The organism is Streptomyces yangpuensis, assembly GCF_024666385.1.
Lineage (GTDB): Bacteria > Actinomycetota > Actinomycetes > Streptomycetales > Streptomycetaceae > Streptomyces > Streptomyces yangpuensis.
In genome coordinates, this window is the sequence record NZ_CP102514.1 from 3,198,807 (window position 1) to 3,216,417 (window position 17,611).

The 17,611-nt window shown below is 72.0% G+C and carries 16 protein-coding genes and 1 pseudogene; 7 read left to right on the forward strand and 10 right to left on the reverse strand.

Features of this window, described 5'->3' with window-relative positions:
- Positions 1 to 88: 88 nt before the first annotated feature.
- Positions 89 to 535 carry an ATP-binding protein gene (locus tag NRK68_RS14485; protein WP_183067786.1) on the reverse strand — a complete coding sequence of 149 codons (447 nt, stop codon included), beginning with the start codon at positions 533 to 535 and terminating at the stop codon, positions 89 to 91.
- A 129-nt stretch (positions 536 to 664) separates the two neighbouring features.
- Between NRK68_RS14485 and NRK68_RS14490 the strand changes: the two genes are divergently transcribed.
- Both NRK68_RS14490 and NRK68_RS14495 read left to right on the forward strand, forming a co-directional pair.
- Positions 665 to 1,501 carry a helix-turn-helix domain-containing protein gene (locus NRK68_RS14490; RefSeq protein WP_257857855.1) on the forward strand — a complete coding sequence of 279 codons (837 nt, stop codon included), beginning with the start codon at positions 665 to 667 and terminating at the stop codon, positions 1,499 to 1,501.
- Positions 1,498 to 1,746: a DUF397 domain-containing protein gene (locus NRK68_RS14495; RefSeq protein WP_183067788.1), complete on the forward strand. Its 249-nt coding sequence runs from the start codon at positions 1,498 to 1,500 to the stop codon at positions 1,744 to 1,746. The genes NRK68_RS14490 and NRK68_RS14495 overlap by 4 nt, the downstream gene beginning before the upstream one ends.
- Positions 1,747 to 1,758: 12 nt before the next feature.
- On the opposite strand, the gene NRK68_RS14500 is transcribed toward NRK68_RS14495, so the two are convergent.
- Entirely contained in the window at positions 1,759 to 2,376 is a 618-nt protein-coding gene (locus NRK68_RS14500; RefSeq protein ID WP_183067789.1) for a flavodoxin family protein, read from the reverse strand.
- Between the two features lie 128 nt (positions 2,377 to 2,504).
- Between NRK68_RS14500 and NRK68_RS14505 the strand changes: the two genes are divergently transcribed.
- Positions 2,505 to 3,020: a hypothetical protein gene (locus NRK68_RS14505; RefSeq protein WP_257855939.1), complete on the forward strand. Its 516-nt coding sequence runs from the start codon at positions 2,505 to 2,507 to the stop codon at positions 3,018 to 3,020.
- Between the two features lie 535 nt (positions 3,021 to 3,555).
- Positions 3,556 to 3,609, forward strand: a pseudogene (locus tag NRK68_RS36935) (hypothetical protein); the annotation flags it as partial.
- A gap of 38 nt (positions 3,610 to 3,647) precedes the next feature.
- Here NRK68_RS36935 and NRK68_RS14515 read toward each other — a convergent pair.
- The 3 genes from NRK68_RS14515 to NRK68_RS14525 form a co-directional block, all read right to left on the reverse strand.
- Positions 3,648 to 4,493: a bestrophin-like domain gene (locus NRK68_RS14515; protein ID WP_257855940.1), complete on the reverse strand. Its 846-nt coding sequence runs from the start codon at positions 4,491 to 4,493 to the stop codon at positions 3,648 to 3,650.
- Positions 4,494 to 4,571: 78 nt separating this feature from the next.
- Positions 4,572 to 4,859, reverse strand: a complete 288-nt coding sequence (locus tag NRK68_RS14520) for a hypothetical protein (RefSeq protein ID WP_235439108.1) — start codon at positions 4,857 to 4,859, stop codon at positions 4,572 to 4,574.
- Positions 4,860 to 4,988: 129 nt separating this feature from the next.
- The gene (locus tag NRK68_RS14525) at positions 4,989 to 6,548 is read right to left on the reverse strand and encodes an APC family permease (RefSeq protein WP_183067793.1); all 1,560 of its coding nucleotides are present in this window, start codon (positions 6,546 to 6,548) and stop codon (positions 4,989 to 4,991) included.
- Between the two features lie 334 nt (positions 6,549 to 6,882).
- Between NRK68_RS14525 and NRK68_RS14530 the strand changes: the two genes are divergently transcribed.
- From NRK68_RS14530 to NRK68_RS14540, 3 genes are all read left to right on the forward strand, one after another.
- Positions 6,883 to 7,587, forward strand: coding sequence for a hypothetical protein (locus NRK68_RS14530; RefSeq protein WP_257855941.1), 705 nt, complete (start codon positions 6,883 to 6,885; stop codon positions 7,585 to 7,587).
- Positions 7,588 to 7,740: 153 nt separating this feature from the next.
- Entirely contained in the window at positions 7,741 to 8,829 is a 1,089-nt protein-coding gene (locus NRK68_RS14535; RefSeq protein WP_257855942.1) for a DNA alkylation repair protein, read from the forward strand.
- A gap of 54 nt (positions 8,830 to 8,883) precedes the next feature.
- Entirely contained in the window at positions 8,884 to 10,749 is a 1,866-nt protein-coding gene (locus tag NRK68_RS14540; RefSeq protein ID WP_183067796.1) for a hypothetical protein, read from the forward strand.
- A gap of 53 nt (positions 10,750 to 10,802) precedes the next feature.
- On the opposite strand, the gene NRK68_RS14545 is transcribed toward NRK68_RS14540, so the two are convergent.
- The 5 genes from NRK68_RS14545 to NRK68_RS14565 form a co-directional block, all read right to left on the reverse strand.
- Positions 10,803 to 12,266, reverse strand: coding sequence for an aldehyde dehydrogenase family protein (locus tag NRK68_RS14545; RefSeq protein ID WP_183067797.1), 1,464 nt, complete (start codon positions 12,264 to 12,266; stop codon positions 10,803 to 10,805).
- Positions 12,263 to 14,002 (reverse strand): N-acyl-D-amino-acid deacylase family protein, encoded by a 1,740-nt coding sequence (locus NRK68_RS14550; protein ID WP_257855943.1) that lies wholly within the window; start codon positions 14,000 to 14,002, stop codon positions 12,263 to 12,265. The genes NRK68_RS14545 and NRK68_RS14550 overlap by 4 nt, the downstream gene beginning before the upstream one ends.
- 557 nt (positions 14,003 to 14,559) lie before the next feature.
- Positions 14,560 to 15,681 carry an LLM class flavin-dependent oxidoreductase gene (locus tag NRK68_RS14555; RefSeq protein ID WP_046778794.1) on the reverse strand — a complete coding sequence of 374 codons (1,122 nt, stop codon included), beginning with the start codon at positions 15,679 to 15,681 and terminating at the stop codon, positions 14,560 to 14,562.
- 120 nt (positions 15,682 to 15,801) lie between these two features.
- Positions 15,802 to 16,587 carry an SDR family NAD(P)-dependent oxidoreductase gene (locus NRK68_RS14560; RefSeq protein WP_257855944.1) on the reverse strand — a complete coding sequence of 262 codons (786 nt, stop codon included), beginning with the start codon at positions 16,585 to 16,587 and terminating at the stop codon, positions 15,802 to 15,804.
- Positions 16,588 to 16,597: 10 nt separating this feature from the next.
- Entirely contained in the window at positions 16,598 to 17,545 is a 948-nt protein-coding gene (locus NRK68_RS14565; protein WP_183067800.1) for an LLM class F420-dependent oxidoreductase, read from the reverse strand.
- Positions 17,546 to 17,611 lie beyond the last annotated feature (66 nt).

Consider the following 17,611-nt stretch of genomic DNA (forward strand, 5'->3'; position numbering starts at 1 on the left):
CCATCGGCAGCAATCTCATGGAGCCCCCAGCTCAGCAGTCCTCGTCCTGTGTCCTTCACACGACGGGCAGGCGGAGCTTATCCACCCCCTAGAAGGGCTCCGCAGGGGGGCGTCGCCGGGCCAGCTCGGCCCAGACCGTCTTGCCGACGATGCGTTCCGTGACGCCCCAGTCGGCGGCGACGGCGTCCACGATGCGCAGGCCGTAGCCGGACTCCGCCCCGTACGCGTGCGGCTGCACCGCCGGGCGGCGGTCGCGGCGGGCGTCGGAGACCTCGATGCGCAGGAACCCCTCCAGGAGCGTCAGCTTCAGCTCGAAGTCCCGTCCCGGGACGCGGCCGTGGCGCACGGCGTTGGCGGCGAGCTCGGCCACGAGGAGCCCGGCGTCGGCGGACAGGCCGGTGGATTCGGGGAAGCCCCACGCGTCGAGCTCGACGAGGGCCAGCTGCCGGGCGAGCCGGGCGCCGCGGCGAGTGCTGGTGAAACGCTGAGTGAACACGCGTACGAGGGTCCGGGCGCGGCCGGAAGGTGCGGTCATGCCGCCAACATCCCGCCCGAGCAGGCGCGTTCAACACCACCCGGACTCGTACAAACCAACTGTACGAGTCCATTCCCTGGACAGGCGGAGTCACGGTGCGTGAACCTTCCTGTCGGGGAGGTGACCGCCATGGTGAGTGCCGACGACAGCGGTGACGGCGAGGTCGAGCCGGACGACAACCTGCGCAGCTTCGGCGAGACGGTCAAGGCCTCCCGCAAACGCGCCGGGCTGACCCAGGAGCAGCTGGCGCCGCTGATCGGGTACTCGGTCCAGTACGTCGGCTCGGTGGAGCAGGGCCGCCGCCACCCGTCGCAGAAGTTCGTGAACAAGACGGAAGCGGTCCTGGACACCTTCGGCGTCATCGACATCGCCGCGAAGCAGCTGACGCGCCGGCGCGGCCTGGCCTCCTGGTTCCGCCGGTGGGCGAAGCTGGAGGAGGTGGCCGTCACCCTCAATACGTACGAGTGCCGGTCCGTACCGGGGCTCCTCCAGCCGGAGTCGTACGCCCGCGCCCTGATCGACAACGTTCCGCCTCTGGCCACCCCCGAGGAGGCGGAGGCCCGCGTCACGATCCGCCTGGAGCGCCAGAAGCTGCTGCACCGCATCCCCTATACGCTCTTCAGCTTCGTCATCGAGCAGGCGCTGATCGAGCGGCGGACGGGCGGGCCGCAGGTCACGCGGGAGCTGATCGACCGCCTTCTGGAGTGCGGAGATCTCCCCAACGTGGACGTCCAGATCATGCCCCTGGTCCAGCCGGTGCACGCGGGCACCGACGGCCCCTTCCAGCTCCTGGAAACCGACGAACACGAATGGCTGGGCTACACCGAGGGTCAGCAGACGGGCCAGGTCATCTCCGACCCGAAAGACATCAGCCTCCTCCACCAGCGGTATGCCAAACTTCGCATCCAGGCCCTCAACCCTGCGGACAGCACGGGCCTGTTGATGCGAATGCGAGGATCCCTGTGAACAGCTCCGACTTGCGGTGGTTCAAGAGCAGCTACAGCGGAAGCCAGGGCGACAGCTGCGTCGAGGTCGCCCTCTCCTGGCACAAGTCCACGTACAGCGGTAGCCAGGGCGACGACTGCGTCGAGGTCGCCGCCTGCCCCGGCGCCGTGCACGTCCGGGACTCCAAGGTGACGGCCGGCCCCGAGCTGGCCGTCACCCCGGACGTCTGGACCGCGTTCCTGGGCGGCGTCACCGCCGCCCGCTGAACGGCGGCGCGGTTACCGCTCCCCGGTCTCCTCCTCGCCGGGGAACCGGGCGAGCGGGGCCTCGCGCTCGAAGAAGGTCTTGGCACGGGTGATCGCGCGCTCGTCGTTCCGGACCTGGCCGGGGCGGGAGCCGTTGCCGAGCAGGACCCCGCCGAAGCGCATGCCCAGGTAGGCCGCGGAGTGGTTGAGGGCGGTGATCAGCCCGTCGGCGCGGACCTCGTCCTCCTCGGACATCGCCGTGACGCCCCACAGGGTGCGGCCGGCCATCCGCTTCTTGAAGTCCAGGCCGGGCACGCCCAGCCAGCCGGACCAGTAGTCGAGGTAGCGCTTGGTGTTCGCGGAGACGGTGTACCAGTACAGGGGCGAGGCGATCACGATGTCGGTTGCTTCCAGCGTGAGCCGGCGCAGCTCCTCCTCGCGCTCGCCCACGGGCCAGGTCCCGTCCTCGTGGCGGCCGTCCTGGAAGTCGGGCAGCGGGTCCTTCGCCAGGTCCACCCAGCGCTGCGGGATGCCGGCGGGCAGCTGTTCGGCCGCCGCCCGGGCGAGGATCTCGGTGTTGCCGTCCGGGCGGGAGCTGCCGAGGACGAAGAGGAACGAACGGTCAGCATCGGTAAGTCTGTCGGTCGTCATATGACCTGCAACTTCCGCTGCTTGCGGAGCCATTCCGTCCGCGTGCGGGCGGCCGGAATCCCCTCGCCGGCGGGACCGGTGGCCGTGGAGGATGACAGCCGGACCGAACGCGAGGGGAACGGATCGGCATGACCGGCACGCAGACGCACGACGGGGACCACTGGGAGTCGCTCCCGGCGGGGATCCGCGCCCAGGTGGACGGGTATGTCCTCCAGGACTCCCTCCTGCCGGCCGTGAAGCTCGTGTGGGACGCCGGGCGCGCCCGCGGCATCGGACTGCACGAGGCCGAGAGCGTGGTCCACGAGCGGTACGTCTTCCACGGCGCGCGGGTCGCCCGTACGCCCGAGAGTCCGCTGGACCTGGAGTCGCTGACCGCTCTCACGAGCGGCCTGCCGGGGCGGGTGGCGGCGATCGAGGCGGTCTGGGACGGGGACACGGTCCACGGATGGTTCGTGAAGCTCCTGGCGATCACCGACGATCCCGCCGAGGAGCGCCACCTGGCCACGGTGTACGGCCGCCGCGACCGCGACCCGGCCGAGGCCGCCACCGAGGCCGGGCGCGCCCTGGCGGACCACCTCGGCGTGCCGTTCCACTTCCCCGGCCCGGACGACCCGGGCTACGACGCCCCGCGCCGGCGGCCCTGAGAAAGCACCGAGGACCGATCCCATGCCCGGACAACGCAGACGCAAGCAGAGGCAGCGGCGGCACCACGAGCGCCACCGGCCGGAGCCCGACACGTCTGCCTGATCGCGGGGCACCGGTGCCCCGTGCCCGTGCCGGTGCCGGTGCCGGTGCCGGAAAAGGCTGAACGGCTCGCGTGAAACCAGATACGAGGCCTGTCGCTCCCCCCGAGGCAGCGGCACGCGCGGCTGGTCCGGAGCCGTCAGCGGGTTCGATCCTAGGCCGTGACTTCGGCACCGGAAAGCGCATATTCCCAGCTCAACCCCTATGTGGCCGATACTGGCCCCTGGGCCTGAATGCGGTCGCCGTCGTCACCAGGCCCGGTACCGCAGGGGCTCGCGGGCGCCCCGGCCGTAAGCGGAATCCGCGCCCCGGGCCGCTGGGCCAATACCGGCCAAGTCTCCCGGTGCGGGCGGGCTACCCCCGCCGCGGGGCGGTCCGTACGCTGCCGGCCATGATCGGCCGGGGGCGTTCGGCGAAGAGCCCGACGAGGCCCTCGTGCGTCGGCTGGTCGAGCACGGTGGGACTCGGGTCGCCGCCCACAACCCGTACTGGGACCAGTGGGGGATCACCGTCGCCGATCCGGACGGCTACCGGCTGGTGCTCTGCTCCCGTACCTGGGGCCGCACCGCCGGGGCGTCGGCGTCGGCCGCCCAGAACTGCGCCAGCACCGCCTCCTTGTAGGGGTCCGGACGCACGCTCAGGTCGCCGGCGAAGGGCCGGTCCAGGGCTACCACCAGGAGCAGGCTGAAACCGATCAGCCCGGCGACCGCCGACACGAACAGCAGTTGCATCTTCAGGCTGCGCAGGCCGAAGAGGAAGGTCAGGGGGACGATCACGAGCGCGCCCCCGTACACGAGGACCTGCAGCAGGACCGGCAGGGAGGTCTCGGCCATCGTGATGCGTGCGCGGCGCTGCGAGTTGAGGTCGTTCAGGCGGGTGACCGCTTCCGCGTAGAAGGTCTCGGCGCGGGGGCCCTGCGGCTCGTAGGCCATGAGCGCCTCGTAGAGGGCGTGCGTCTGCGCGCCGGTCGCCTCGTAGCTCGGCCGCCCCTCACGCATCAGCGGCCACTGCACCTCGACGACGGCGTGCGCGTACGCGTCGACGGCCGCGTGCACCCGGGCGCGGTCGGCGGCGGGGAAGGCGTCGGCGCTGCGTACGACGGCGGCCAGGTCACTGGCCTCGTTCGCGACGATGCCCTGGGTGTTCTCTCGCTGCGTCCACAGGGTGACGACGACGAAGGCGAGGATGATGCCGTAGATCGCGCCGAACATGCCGAGCGCGACCCCGACCATCTCGTTGTGCTCGCCCTGCGCCAGGTGCGGGAAGCGGCGGCGGGCGGCGATGCTCCCGGCCACGGCGAGGCCGGTGAGGCCGCCCACGAGGAGGACGGCGATGACGAAGGTGCTGACGTGATTGAGCAGCCAGAGGATCATGCGCTGCTCAACGAACGCCTCCGGCCGCCGTACCGCTGCCCGTACCGCGGCCCGCAGGCCCGTCCGTACCGGCCGGGATCAGTCGACCTTCGGGGTCTTCGGCAGCCCGGCGTCCAGGGCCGACCCCGCACCCCCGAGTGAGCTGTCGGTCGCCTTCGCGGCGGAGCCGACCGCGCCCTGGGTCACCGCGACCGCCGTCTTCGTGTCCTGGACGGTCTGCGCGGGGTGGTCGGCGATCTCGACGACGCGTCCGACGAGCGGCGCCGCCCCGGTCGCCGCGGACGGCTCGTCGGCGGCGTGCGCGGCGGGAACGAGTGCGAGGGCGGCGCCCCCGGACAGGACCAGGGCGGCAAGGGTGCGCTTCATGACAGTCATGCCCGTCCCAACGACCTCCCGCACCCGAGGTCACCGCCGGGGACGCCGGCGGCCCCGGATCGGGGGGATCGATCCGGGGCCGCGGGGATGACTCGGCGGGTGGCGTCGCGGTGGGGGTGGTCAGTCCTCGACCACCAGGGACGGGGTGGATTTCGTCAGGACCTCGCCGCGGAAGAAGGCGGGGCTGCGACGCTCGGTCACGAACATGATCACCAGGCCGAGGGCCAGCAGGCCGACGCCGATGATGAAGACGCTGCCGACACCGAGGACGGTGGAACCGGATCCGTAGGCCGGGTCCCACATGTCGAAGAGGGTCTTGCAGAAGACCGCGGCCAGCAGCAGTCCGCCCAGGACCGGGAAGACGCCCTTGAAGAACAGGTCGCGGGAGGAGCGGCGCAGCTCGGCGCGGAAGTACCAGGCGCAGGCGAAGGCGGTCAGCGAGTAGTAGAAGCAGATCATCAGGCCGAGCGCGAAGATCGTGTCGGTCAGGACGTTCTCGCTGACCAGGGTCATCACCGTGTAGAAGAGCCCGGTGGCGGCGCCCGCCATGACGGTGGCGCGGCCCGGGGTCTTGAAGCGCGGGTGGACCTTGGCGTAGGAGGGCGGCAGCGCCTCGTACGTCGACATCGCGAGGACCGTGCGGGCCACCGGGATGAAGGTGGTCTGCAGGGAGGCCGCGGCGGAGGCCAGGACGGCGACGAAGAGCAGGATGCCGAGGACCGGGCCCATCACCGGGCCGGCGAGGGCCGCGAAGACGTTGTCGGAGGTCTCCTCGTTGGCGAGGCCGAGGCCTTCGCCGCCCGAGCCGACGGCCATCTGGGCGGCGACGCCGGTGGCGAGGTAGGAGCCGACCAGGACGACCATCGCGATGAGCGAGGCACGGCCGGGGGTCTTCGTGGAGCCGGTGGTCTCCTCGTTGGTGGCCAGGCAGGCGTCCCAGCCCCAGTACATGAAGATCGAGAGCGAGAGGCCGGCGGTGAAGGCCGCCATGGACTCGACCGCGAAGGGGTTCATCCAGGACCAGGAGAAGTCCAGGCCGGTGTCGAAGGTGCCGGCGGAGGCCTTCTGGAAGGCCATCGCGACGAAGACGGCGAGCACGACGAGCTGGAGGCCGACCAGGGCGTACTGGACGCCCTTGGTGGCGGTCATGCCGCGGTAGCTGATGGCGGTCGCGACGGCGATCAGGGTCAGGCAGGTGGCGATGTGGACGAGCTTGTTGTCGTCGAGGGCGGCGATCGACGGGTTGTTCGTGATCTCGCCGGCCAGCAGCCAGAAGTAGGAGGTGGCGACGCCCGCGAGGTTGGAGAGCACGATGATCGTGGCGATCACCAGGCCCCAGCCGCACATCCAGCCGATCCGCGGGCCGAAGGCCTTGACGGTCCAGGTGAACGAGGTGCCGCAGTCGGGCATGGCCTTGTTGAGCTCGCGGTAGGCGAAGGCGACCAGGAGCATCGGGAGGAAGCCGGCGAGGAAGATCGCGGGCATCTGCAGGCCGACCTCGCCGGCGGTGGAGCCGAGGGTCGAGGTCAGGCAGTAGACGGGGGCGACGGTCGAGATGCCGATGACGGCGCTGCCCACCAGCCCTACGGACCCCTTGCCGAGGCCCTTGCCGCGAACATCGCCGTCGGCCACGCCGCTTACCGTGTCTCCGGCCTGAGGCCGAACGTCCAGCTGAGTCATGGGTCAGGACGTTAGATGCTGCGCTTTCCACATCTGGAGGATCGGAGTCCGGAAGGGAAAGGGCTCCGACGCCTTGGAATCTTGAGGCCGAGACACTTCACAAGCACTTAATACAAGGTTCACTCAGACATCCAACGACGGTTCAATAGGGCCGACCAGCACGCTTCCAGCATGCGGAAACCGCAGGCATGTCCGATTTACACCTTTCCAAAGTTTCCCTCGTGACTTTGCGGTGACCATTGGTAACAGCGTTGCGCGGACCTGCTTGCCGCGCACATGACCACGCCCTAGGGTCGTCGCGGTCAAGATCATTCACGGGGGAGTCATCACGCTCATGCGTACGACATCACTACTGGCACCGGCCGCGGCCGTCACCGCCCTGCTCACCCTCACCGCCTGCGGAAGCGGTGAGAACCAGAGCCTCGGCGGCATCGGCTCCGGCACCGGCACGAGCGCCGGCTCCGGCACCGGCACCGGCACCGGCGGCACCACCGACGGCGGACCCGACGAGGGCACCCTCGAAAACCCCACGAAGAACGGCGGGGTCAACGGGAACGCCCCCAAGGACGGCACCGCCTTCCAGAAGCTGCCCAAGGCGGGCACCATCGCGGCCGCCGCCCGCTTCGTCAACGGCTTCACCAAGTGCGCCGAAATCACCACCACCCAGGCGGGCTACAAGTACTGGGACCAGGACGTCGCCCGGTACGGCGAGAACTTCTCCGTCGTCGAACGCGGCAGCTGCGACGAGGGCGACACCCGCATCTTCATGATCAAGGACATGAAGAAGTTCCAGACCGCGTACAAGGAGGACATCACCAAGAAGGCCTCGGAGAACCGGGGCAGCAGCACGACCGGCGTCGTCATCGGCCAGGACTTCACCGTCGGTTCCACCCGCTCCACCGCGATGGCCGCCCTCATCGAGCCCCGGGCCGGGCTGCTCACGCTCAACTGCCACCCGGAGTTCAAGCCGCCGAGCGGCTTCCGCAAGGAACCGGCCCTGGTGGACGGCTGCGTCCTCACGGACTACCGCAAGAGCTGACGGACCGACCGGGCGCGGCGGCGGCTTCCGGGCGCGGCGGACTCCTGCCGACGGACGCCGCCCGGCCGCCCGCCCGGCCGGCCACCCGTCCGCCCGCCCGGCCCCTCCGCCCCGAAGGCCCCGCCCGGGTACGCGATCCGCGAGACTGGCCCCATGCCCACGGCCGATGAGCTCCTCAGCGCGGACACCGTCACCACCCTCGCCGGGCTGCTGGCCCGGGCCGGCGGCCGCCGGTCCGCGCCCGCCCTGACCGCCCGCGCCGCCGCGCTCGACGGGCTGACGTACAGCGGGCGGGTCGCCGCGATCCGCGACGCCGTGCTCGCCGACCTCCCCGAGGACTGGCCCGGCTTCGAGGCCGTCGTCCGCACCGCCCTCGCCGAGCCCGCCTTCCAGGGATGGATGACCTTCCCCGTCAACGAGGCCGTCGCCGTCCGCGGGCTGGAGGTCTTCGAGCCCGGGCTGCGGCTGCTGCACGACCTGACCCCCCGGCTCACCGCCGAATCCGCGGTACGGCCCTTCCTGCGCGCCGACCCCGGCCGCGCCCTGGCCGTCGTACGGACGTGGACCGAGGACCCCGACCCGCACGTACGGCGCCTCGCCAGCGAGGGCACGCGGCCCCGGCTGCCGTGGGCCCCGCAGCTCCCCGCGTTCGTCGCCGACCCGCGCCCCGCCCTGCCCGTGCTGGACGCCCTCCACCGCGACCCGTCCGAGTACGTGCGCCGCTCCGTCTCCAACCACCTCAACGACATCAGCCGCGACCACCCCGACCTCGCCGTCGGGACGGCGGCCCGCTGGCTGGCCGAGCCCGCCGGCACGACGGACCGCGTCGTACGGCACGGGCTGCGCACCCTGATCAAGGCCGGCCGGCCCGAGGCGCTGACCCTCCTGGGGCACGCCCCGGACGTACCGGTCAGCGTGCACGGGCCGGTGGTCACCACGCCGCGCGTCGCCGTCGGGGAGTACCTCGTCTTCGACTACGCGGTCACCAACACCGGCGAGCTCCCCGCCGAGCTGGTGATCGACTACGTCGTGCACCACGCCAAGGCGAACGGCACCCGCACCCCGAAGGTCTTCAAGCTGGTCACCCGCGCCCTCGCCCCCGGCGAGACCCTCTCCGGCACCAGGCATCACTCCTTCAAGCCGATCACCACCCGCCGCTACCACTCCGGCGAGCACTTGGTGCAGCTCCAGGTCAACGGCCGTGTCCGCGGCGAGGCCGTTTTCTCGCTGGACGCCGGATGATCACTGCGGCATGCTGCGGGACATGACCTACGGAATCGAGTCCCACCCCGCCCGGTGAGCGCCCGCGAAGAGCGCCGGGCGCTCCCCTCCCGGACGACCTCCCTGTACGACTACGCCCTCTTCCGCCACGGCATCGAGCCGGACCGCCGGATCCCCTCCCGCGGCTTCCCCCTCCCCGGGGAGTCCCCCGAGATCGACGAGGACGACGAGCTCGAATGGGGTCCCGCCGAAGCGGCGGTCGGTGAAGTCCTCGCCCCGCTGCTGGCCGTCCCGGACACCGGCCGGGCCGCGGAAACCGCACACCTGCGACTGGCCGCGCTGCCCGTCGAGCCCGCCACCGTCCACCGCATCACCTACTGGATCGGCCGCCGCCTCGCGCCGGACGACCCGGTCACCGGCACCGCCCGGTGCCTGGCCCGCCGCCTTGCCCGCACGGGCACCCACCCGGCCGCGGTCCACGCCGGGATGGGCCTGCTGATCCGGCTCGGCGAGGCCGAGGACGTCCCCCTCCTGCGGACGCTCGGGATGCTCGAGGACTTCGCCGATCCGGCGGTCGAGGCCCTCGACCGGATCGACCGCCACGCGGCCGCCCTGGTGTGGCTGACCCGCCGCAGCGAAGAACCCCGCGTCCGGCAGCTGATCGACGCGGTGACCCGCGAGGACTCCGCAGCCGTACGGGACCTGCTGCTCCCCCGCTCGGGAGCGCCGGCGGACCCGCCGCCCGCACCGTGGCCCGTACCCGTCGCCCGGCTCGCCGAAGTCGTCCGGCTCGATGGCCTGCTGCGCACGTACCCGCAGGACACGGCGCTGGTCGGGCTTGCCGCACGCCTGCTCGCCACGATGGCCGACACCTACGTCCACGGACCGCGGTTCCCCGACTACTCACGTCCGATGCCCCTGTACGAGGCGGTGGTCGCCGGGGCGCACCGGCTCGTACCGGACCTGGACGCCCACGCCACGCTGGTGTCCCTGGCCGTCGACCTGTACTGCGGTGCCGGGGCGGTCCTCGACTGGCCGCCGGGCCGCCGCGAGGAACTGCTCGACGCCCTGGGCGGGCTGCTGGACCGCCCCGCCTGGGCGGCCGTGGCCGCCCGGGCTGCGGAGGGCGGGGGCGGCGAGGTCGGCGACGTGCTCCGGGCCCGCTGGATCCGCCGCACCGGGCGGCGGCCGTTCGCCCGCCGCGGCGGGCCGGACCCGTTCCGCCTGGAGGTCGTCGTGACCGACCCGGCCGTCCGCGGCCTGGTGGAGACGCGCATCCTGGCCGACGGCCTGCCCCTGGTGGCGTCGCTGTTCCCCATCGGCGTGGGCGAGCACCCCCGGGCCCTCCTCGACCGAGGCCTGTTGCGGGCGGGTGCCGAGCCCCGCGAGGTGAAACTGGCCTGGCCGCACTGCGGCGAGGGCTGCTGCGGCGCGCTCCACGTCACCATCCGCCGGGAGGGTGACCACGTGGTGTGGGACGGCTGGCAGGGCGTGCAGGGGCCCCAGCCCGGGGCCTTGCGGTTCGACGCCGCCGCGTACGACGCCGAGATCAGCCGGGCCGCACAGGACCGGGAGTGGGAATGGCAGGCCCACACCACCGCCCTGCTCATCGCCCAGGGGCTGCGGGACAGGCCCGAGGTGCTGGCCGCATGGGACTGCGGCGACGTCAGCACGCACCCCGCCTGGGACGATCCCGGAACGGTCGTGGTCTCGTTCCGCCACGGACCCGGCCTCGGTTCCGGGACGCAGGTCCCGGACGGACCGCAGCTGTACTTCGAGTGGCTCGTCCCGGACGACGGCTCCCCACCGCAGGCGCAGGCGGACTCCGCGATCCGGCGGCTCGCGGCCGGCGATCCCCGCTTCCTCGCGGACCTGCGCAATGCCCGGCGGGAGGACGCCGAGGCCCTCGGCTTCCCCTGGCCCGGGGAGGAAGAGGCGTAGCGGCGCGGGTGGGCCCCTTGCGGGGCCCGCCCCGGCCGGATCCGCCGCGCGGGCTACGTCGTCCAGACGATCGACTGGATCTCGCTGTACGCGTGCAGGGCGTACGAGCCGACGTCCCGGCCGACCCCGCTGCGCTTGAAGCCGCCGAAGGGGGCCTCCATGTTGCGGCCGATGGTGTTCACGCCGACGCCGCCCGCGCGCAGCCGCCGCGCCACGCGGAAGGCGCGTGCCGAGTCGCCGGACCACACATAGCTGAGCAGGCCGAAGTCGCTGTCGTCGGCCAGCGCGACCGCCTCGTCCTCGTCGCCGTCGAAGGGGACGACCACGACGACCGGGCCGAAGATCTCCTCGCGGACCACCCGCATGTCGTTCGTGCAGTCCACGAGCAGGGTCGGCGCGACGTAGAAGCCCCGCCCGTCCCCGACCACCGGGCGCTCGCCTCCGTACGCGATCCGCGCGCCCTCCTTCCTGCCCAGCTCGACGTACGACTCCACCCGGTCGCGGTGCGCCGCCGAGATGACCGGGCCGACCACGGTCCCGGGCGCCGCCGGGTCGCCGACCTTCATGAAAGCCAGGTAGCCGGTGAGCTTCTCGACGAGCCGCTCGTAGACCGACCGGTGGACGATCACCCGGGTCGGGGCGGTGCAGATCTGGCCGGAGTAGAAGGAGAAGGTGGTGCCGATCCCCATGACCGCGGCGTCCAGGTCGGCGTCCTCGAAGACGATCGCGGCGCCCTTGCCGCCGAGTTCCATCAGCTGCCGCTTCATCGTGCGGCCGCAGACCTCGGCGATGCGCTGTCCGACGCCGGTGGAGCCGGTGAAGGACACCATGTCCACGTACGGGGAGTCCACGGCGGCCTCGCCGACCTCCACCGACTGCCCGGACACGACGTTGACCACACCCGCCGGGACCCCGGCCTCGTGGAGCGCCTGCGCCATCTTGAACACCGACAGCGGGTCCTGCGGGGCCGGTTTGACGACGACCGTGTTGCCCATGGCGAGGGCGGGGGCCACTTTGCCGGCCGGGTTCGCCCACGGGTTGTTGTAGGAGGTGATGCAGGTGACCACGCCGACCGGCCGGCGGACCTCCAGCGCGCCCAGGATGCTCGCCCCGCCCATCGGGCCGGCCTCCGTGACCTGCGGCGGCAGCCCCTTCTCGACGGGCTCCAGGGCGCCCTTGGCGTACCGCCGGAAGCGGGCGACGCCGACACCGACCTGCATGCCGCGGGCGATACCGGTCGGCGCGCCCGTCTCCGCCTGCGCGAGCGCCGTCCACGGCTCGAACTCCCGCTGCATGATGTCCGCGGCCCGGTCGAGGATCTCCGCGCGGACCTGCGGCGTCGTGCGCGACCAGCTCTCGAGGGCCTCGGCCGCGGCGCGCGCGGCGTCGGCGACCTGGGCGCGGGAGGCCTCGGGGGCCAGCCCGACCACCGACTCGTCGGCCGGGTTGACCACGTCATAGTGGCCGCCGGCCGGCTCCACCCACTCGCCGCCGATGTACAGGGGCTGGGCGGTCATCGGGTGCTCACCGTCCTGGTGTCCCGGCCCGACCGGAGCACGATGCCGGGGACGGCCCCGGTCACCTCGTCGTCGCGGACGGTCTCGACGCCGTTGATCCGTACGGAGACGATGCCGATGGCCCGAGCGTCCAGCCGGGGGCTGTCGCCGGGCAGGTCGTGGACGAGGGTGGCCGGGCCCGCCTCGACGCGTTGGGGGTCGAAGAGAACGAGGTCCGCGTGGTAGCCCTCGGCGAGGCGGCCGCGCTCGCGCAGCCCGAACAGCCGGGCCGGGTCGTCCGTGAGCATCCGTACGGCCTGTTCCAGCGGCACCAGCTTGCGGCCGCGCAGGCAGTCGCCGAGGAAACGGGTCGTGTACGGGGCGCCGCACATCCGGTCCAGGTGCGCGCCGGCGTCGGAGCCGCCGAGCATGACGTCCTCGTGCTGCCAGGTCTCGGCGCGCAGGGCCCAGCTCGCCGGGTCGTTGTCGGTGGGCATCGGCCAGAGGACGGTGCGCAGGTCGTCGTTGGCGCAGATCTCCACCAGGCACTGGAAGGGGTCCTGGCCGCGTTCGGCGGCGATGTCGTTCACGACCCGCCCGGAGAGGCCCTCGTTCTCCTTGCTGTAGGTGTCGCCGATGACGTAGCGGCCGAAGTTGGCGAGGCGCCGGAAGACTCCGGCCTCCTTGCTGTCGGCGCGGCGCAGCATCGCGGCGCGTACGTCGGGGTCTCGGAGCTTTGTGATCCGCTCGGGGACGGGCAGGCCGAGGATCTCGCCCCAGCCGGGGATGAGGTTGAGCGCGCAGAAGGTGCGGAGCGACATGTTCATGGGCGTGAGGATCGGCATGGTCAGCGCGACGATGCGGCCGCCGGCCTTGCGGGCGCGTTCGCCGGCCACCAGCTGGCGCGGGACGCGTTCGGGGACGGCGGCGTCGATGGTGAGGACGTTCCAGTTCAGGGGCCTGCCGGCGGCGGCGCTCATGTCGACGAAGAGGTCGATCTCCTCGTCGGAGAACTGGTCGAGGCAGCCGGCGACGATCGCCTCCAGCTGGGTGCCCTCGTGGTCGCCGACCGCGCGGGAGAGCGCGAGCAGTTCGGCGGGCCGGGCGTGCCGGGAGGCGACGGGGGCGCCCGCGCCGTCGGAGTGGGTGGCGGACTGGGTGGTGGACAGGCCCCAGGCGCCGGCGTCCATGGCGTCGTGGAGGAGGTCGAGCATCTGCTGCATCTGCTCGGGGGTGGGCTGTCCGCCGACGGCGTCCTCGCCCATGACGTGGCGGCGCAGGGCGCAGTGCCCGACCATGAAGCCGGCGTTCACGGCGATCCGGCCCTCCAGGGCGTCGAGGTACTCGCCGAAGGTGGACCAGCTCCAGTCGACGCCCTCCTCCAGGGCCGCCAGGGCCATGCCCTCGACCTTGCTCATCATGCGGCGCGTGTAGTCGGCGTCCTCGGGGCGGGCCGGGTTGAGCGGGGCCAGGGTGAAGCCGCAGTTGCCGCCGACGACGGTGGTGACGCCGTGGTTCATGGAGGGGGTGGCGTACGGGTCCCAGAAGAGCTGGGCGTCGTAGTGCGTGTGCGGGTCGACGAAGCCGGGGGTGAGGACGAGGCCGGTGGCGTCCTCACTGGTGCGGGCCTCTTCGGTGACGGTGCCGGGTGCGGCGATGACGGCGATGCGGCCGGCGCGTATGCCGAGGTCCGCGACGCGGGCGGGGGCGCCGGTGCCGTCCACGACGGTCGCGCCCTTGATCAGGTGGTCGAGCATGACGTCCCTTCTCCTTTGCTTGGCTTTGGCCCCCTGCGCGGGCGTGGCTCCGCTGCTGGGGTGGTTCCCTGCGGCGGGGTCCGGTTGTTCGGGCTGGTCCGCGGTGTCCCCCCGGGGCGTCTCCTCGTCGTCGCGCACCGAGCCATGGCTGCGGAGATGGAGGTTCGTTGCGCGCTCCTCCTGCGGGGACGCCCCGGTGTGCCCCCGCTCCCCCGTCGGCCGCAGCCCTGCCCGGGTGGGCCGGGAGCGTAGGTGCGGGGTGGGGACACGGCGGAGTGCCCCCGCAGGAGGAGCGCGCAACAAACCTCACCCGGCGAAGCCACGGCTCGGTGCGCGACGACGAGGAGGTACTCCGGCGGGGCACCGCCCCACCAGCTACGCTCCCGTCCGGCAGGCACCATCCGGCCCCGCCGGCGTGTGAGGCGCGGGGTCCAGGGCGGAGTCCCAGCACCGGAGCCACACCCGCCCCGGCCGGTGGCCGCCCGGCCGGGGCAGGTTCGGGACGGCGGTCCGGGAAGACGCCGTCCCCGTACTGGGGCGGCCGAGCCCCCGCAGGGCTACGCGGCCTCGCGGAACCGCGTGGTGCGGTGCACCGGGTCCGTGTCTATCTCCGGGATCACGTGCTCGCCGATGAGCTTGATCGTGGTCATCGTGTCCTCGTACGAGACGCCGGTCGGCAGACCGAAGGAGAGCTGGTCCGCGCCCGCCTGCTCCCAGCGCTTGCACTGGGCCCGGACCTCCGACGGGTCGCCGCAGATGAGGAGTTCCTCGGCGATCAGCAGCTCGATGATCTCCGCGTTGTACTCGGGGAGGGTCTCCGGCCACTGCGGGATCGCCTCGGGCCGCGGGAAGGTGTCGTGGTAGCGGAAGACCAGCGACTGGAAGCGGTTCATGTTGGCGTTGACCGCGATCTCGACGGCCTTGTCGTGGGTCTCGGCGCAGATGGCGGTGGAGGTGACCATCACGTTGTCGTTGACGAAGGCGCCGATGGCCTTCGCCTCCCTGATGGCCGTCTTGTACTGGTCGAGGACCCACTCCATGTCGGAGACCTTCTGCACGCTGAAGCCCAGCACGCCGAGGCCCTTCTTCGCCGCCATCGCGTAGGAGGACGGCGACCCGGCGGCGTACCACATGGCCGGGTGGGCCTTGCCGTACGGCTTGGGGAAGACCTTCCGCGGCGGCAGCGACCAGTGCTTGCCCTGGAACCCCTCGTACTCCTCCTGGAGGAACATCTTGGGGAATTCCGCGATGGTCTCCTCCCAGATCTCCTTGGTGCCGTTCATGTCCTCGATGCCGGGCAGGAAGCCGAGGATCTCGTGGCTGCCCGCGCCGCGGCCGGTGCCGAACTCGAAGCGGCCCTTGGAGAGGTGGTCGAGCATGGTGACCTTCTCGGCCACCTTGACCGGGTGGTTCACCGGGGCGAGCGGGTTGAAGATGCCGGAGCCGAGGTGGATGCGTTCGGTGGCGTGGGCGAGGTAGCCGAGGAACACCTCGTTCGCCGACAGGTGCGAGTACTCCTCCAGGAAGTGGTGTTCGGAGGCCCAGGCGTACTTGAAGCCGGACTTGTCGGCCTGGATGACGTACTCGGTCTCCTCGACCAGCGCCTTGTGCTCTGCCTCGGGGTCGACCTTGGACCGCGCCTCTGGCACGTATCCCTGCACGAAGAGCCCGAATTCCAAGGGGGTCACCGTCCTCTGTTTTCTGACGTGTCGTCAGATTTGGTGTCTCGACTGTTCCACCGCGGGGCCGGGAGCGTCAATACCTGACGCTCCATCAGCCAATGGCCGCTGCCGTCGCCGCTACAGGACGCTGACGCCCGCCATCCAGCCGCCGTCGATGACGAACGGCTGGCCGGTGATGTACGAGGAGTCCTCGCCGGTCAGGAAGAGCGCCAGCCGGGCGATCTCCTCCGGCCGCCCCACCCGCCCCATCGGGACCACCCGCCGGTAGAGGTCCGCCATCGCCTCGCGGGCCTCGGCGGTCATGTTCCCGGGGTCCAGCAGCCCCGGATTGGCCATCGGGGTGTCCACCGCGCCCGGGCACATCGCGTTGACCCGGATCCCCCTGGCCGCCAGCTCCAGCGCGGCGACCCGGGTCAGGCCGAGGATCGCCGCCTTCGTCGCGGCGTAGGTGCCGACATACGCCATGCCCGTCAGGCCGGTGTAGGAGGAGGTGTTGACGATGGTGCCGCCGCCGGCCGCCTCGATCTCGGGCGCCACCGACTTGATGCCGAGGAAGGCCCCGACCTGGTTGACCTGGACCACCTGCTGGAACTCCTCCAGCGGGGTCGCCGTCAGCTCGTTGAAGCGCAGGATGCCCGCGTTGTTGACCAGGCCGTCGATCCGGCCGAAGGACTCCTTGGCGGCGGTGACGGCCGCCGCCCAGTCCTCCTCCCGGCTCACGTCCATCCGTACGTACCGGGCCCGGTCCTCGCCGATCTCCTTGGCCACGGCCGCGCCCTGCTCGTCCAGCACGTCACCGAGGAGCACCTTCGCACCCTCGGCCGCGAAGAGCCGGGCCTCCTGCTCGCCCTGGCCGCGCGCCGCACCGGTGATGATGACGACGCGCCCGTCCAGCTTGCCCATGCCCGTGCTCCTAGTCGTTGAGATGCGGAGCCACTTCGGCCCCGAAGGCGGTGATCTGGTCGACGAGCTCGGCGCGGTCGCGGCTGCGGAAGCGGACCTGGATCTGGTCCACGCCGAGCGCCCGGTACTCGCGCAGGGACTCGGCGAGCACCTCCGCCTTGCCGGTGAGGGTGCGGCGGCCGGTGTCCCAGCCGGGCTCGCCGACGTACAGCGCCTCCGTGATCGCGCCGACCTCGAAGGCTCCGGTGACGCCGGCCTCGGCGCGCAGCCGCGCGATACGGGCGATCTGCGCCGGGAGCTTCTCGCGCGGGTCGCCCTGCGGGAGCCAGCCGTCCCCGCGGACGGCGGCCCGGCGCACGGCCGCGGGCGAGGAGCCGCCCACCCAGACGGGGATCCGCTCCTGGGCGGGCCGCGGCAGCTGCCCGAGGTCCCTGAAGGAGAACAGCCCGCCCTCGAACTCCGGGTACTCCTCGGGACCCAGGGCCGCCCGCAGCGCGTCCAGGGTCTCGTCGAGGACGGCCCCGCGGCGCGCGAAGTCCACGCCGAGGACCTCGAACTCCTCCTGGACGTGCCCGGCGCCGACGCCGAGGATCAGCCGGCCGCCGCTGAGGTGGTCGAGGGTGGCGTACTGCTTGGCGCTGATCAGCGGGTGGCGCAGGCCGAGAATCGCCACGTGGCTCATCAGCCGCACGTGCTCGGTGATCCCGGCGAGGAAGGACAGGGTGGCGACCGGGTCGTACCAGACGGTGCTCATCGGCCCCGCGAGCCGCCGCGGGACGGCCACGTGGTCGCAGGTGGCCAGGTAGCCGAAGCCCGACCGGTCGGCGGCCCGCGCGATCTCTGCGAGATCGCGGGCCCCGGCCGCCGCCTCCCAGGGTTCGGCGTAGAGGGTGCTCTGCGACTGGATCGGGAGCTGCATCCCGTAGACCAGCCGACCTTCCGGAAACACGCGCGCCATGGCGGGCCCGCCTCGCCTTCCTCTGCCGATTCGTCCTGTCGGTGCCGGGCCATCGTGATACCTGAC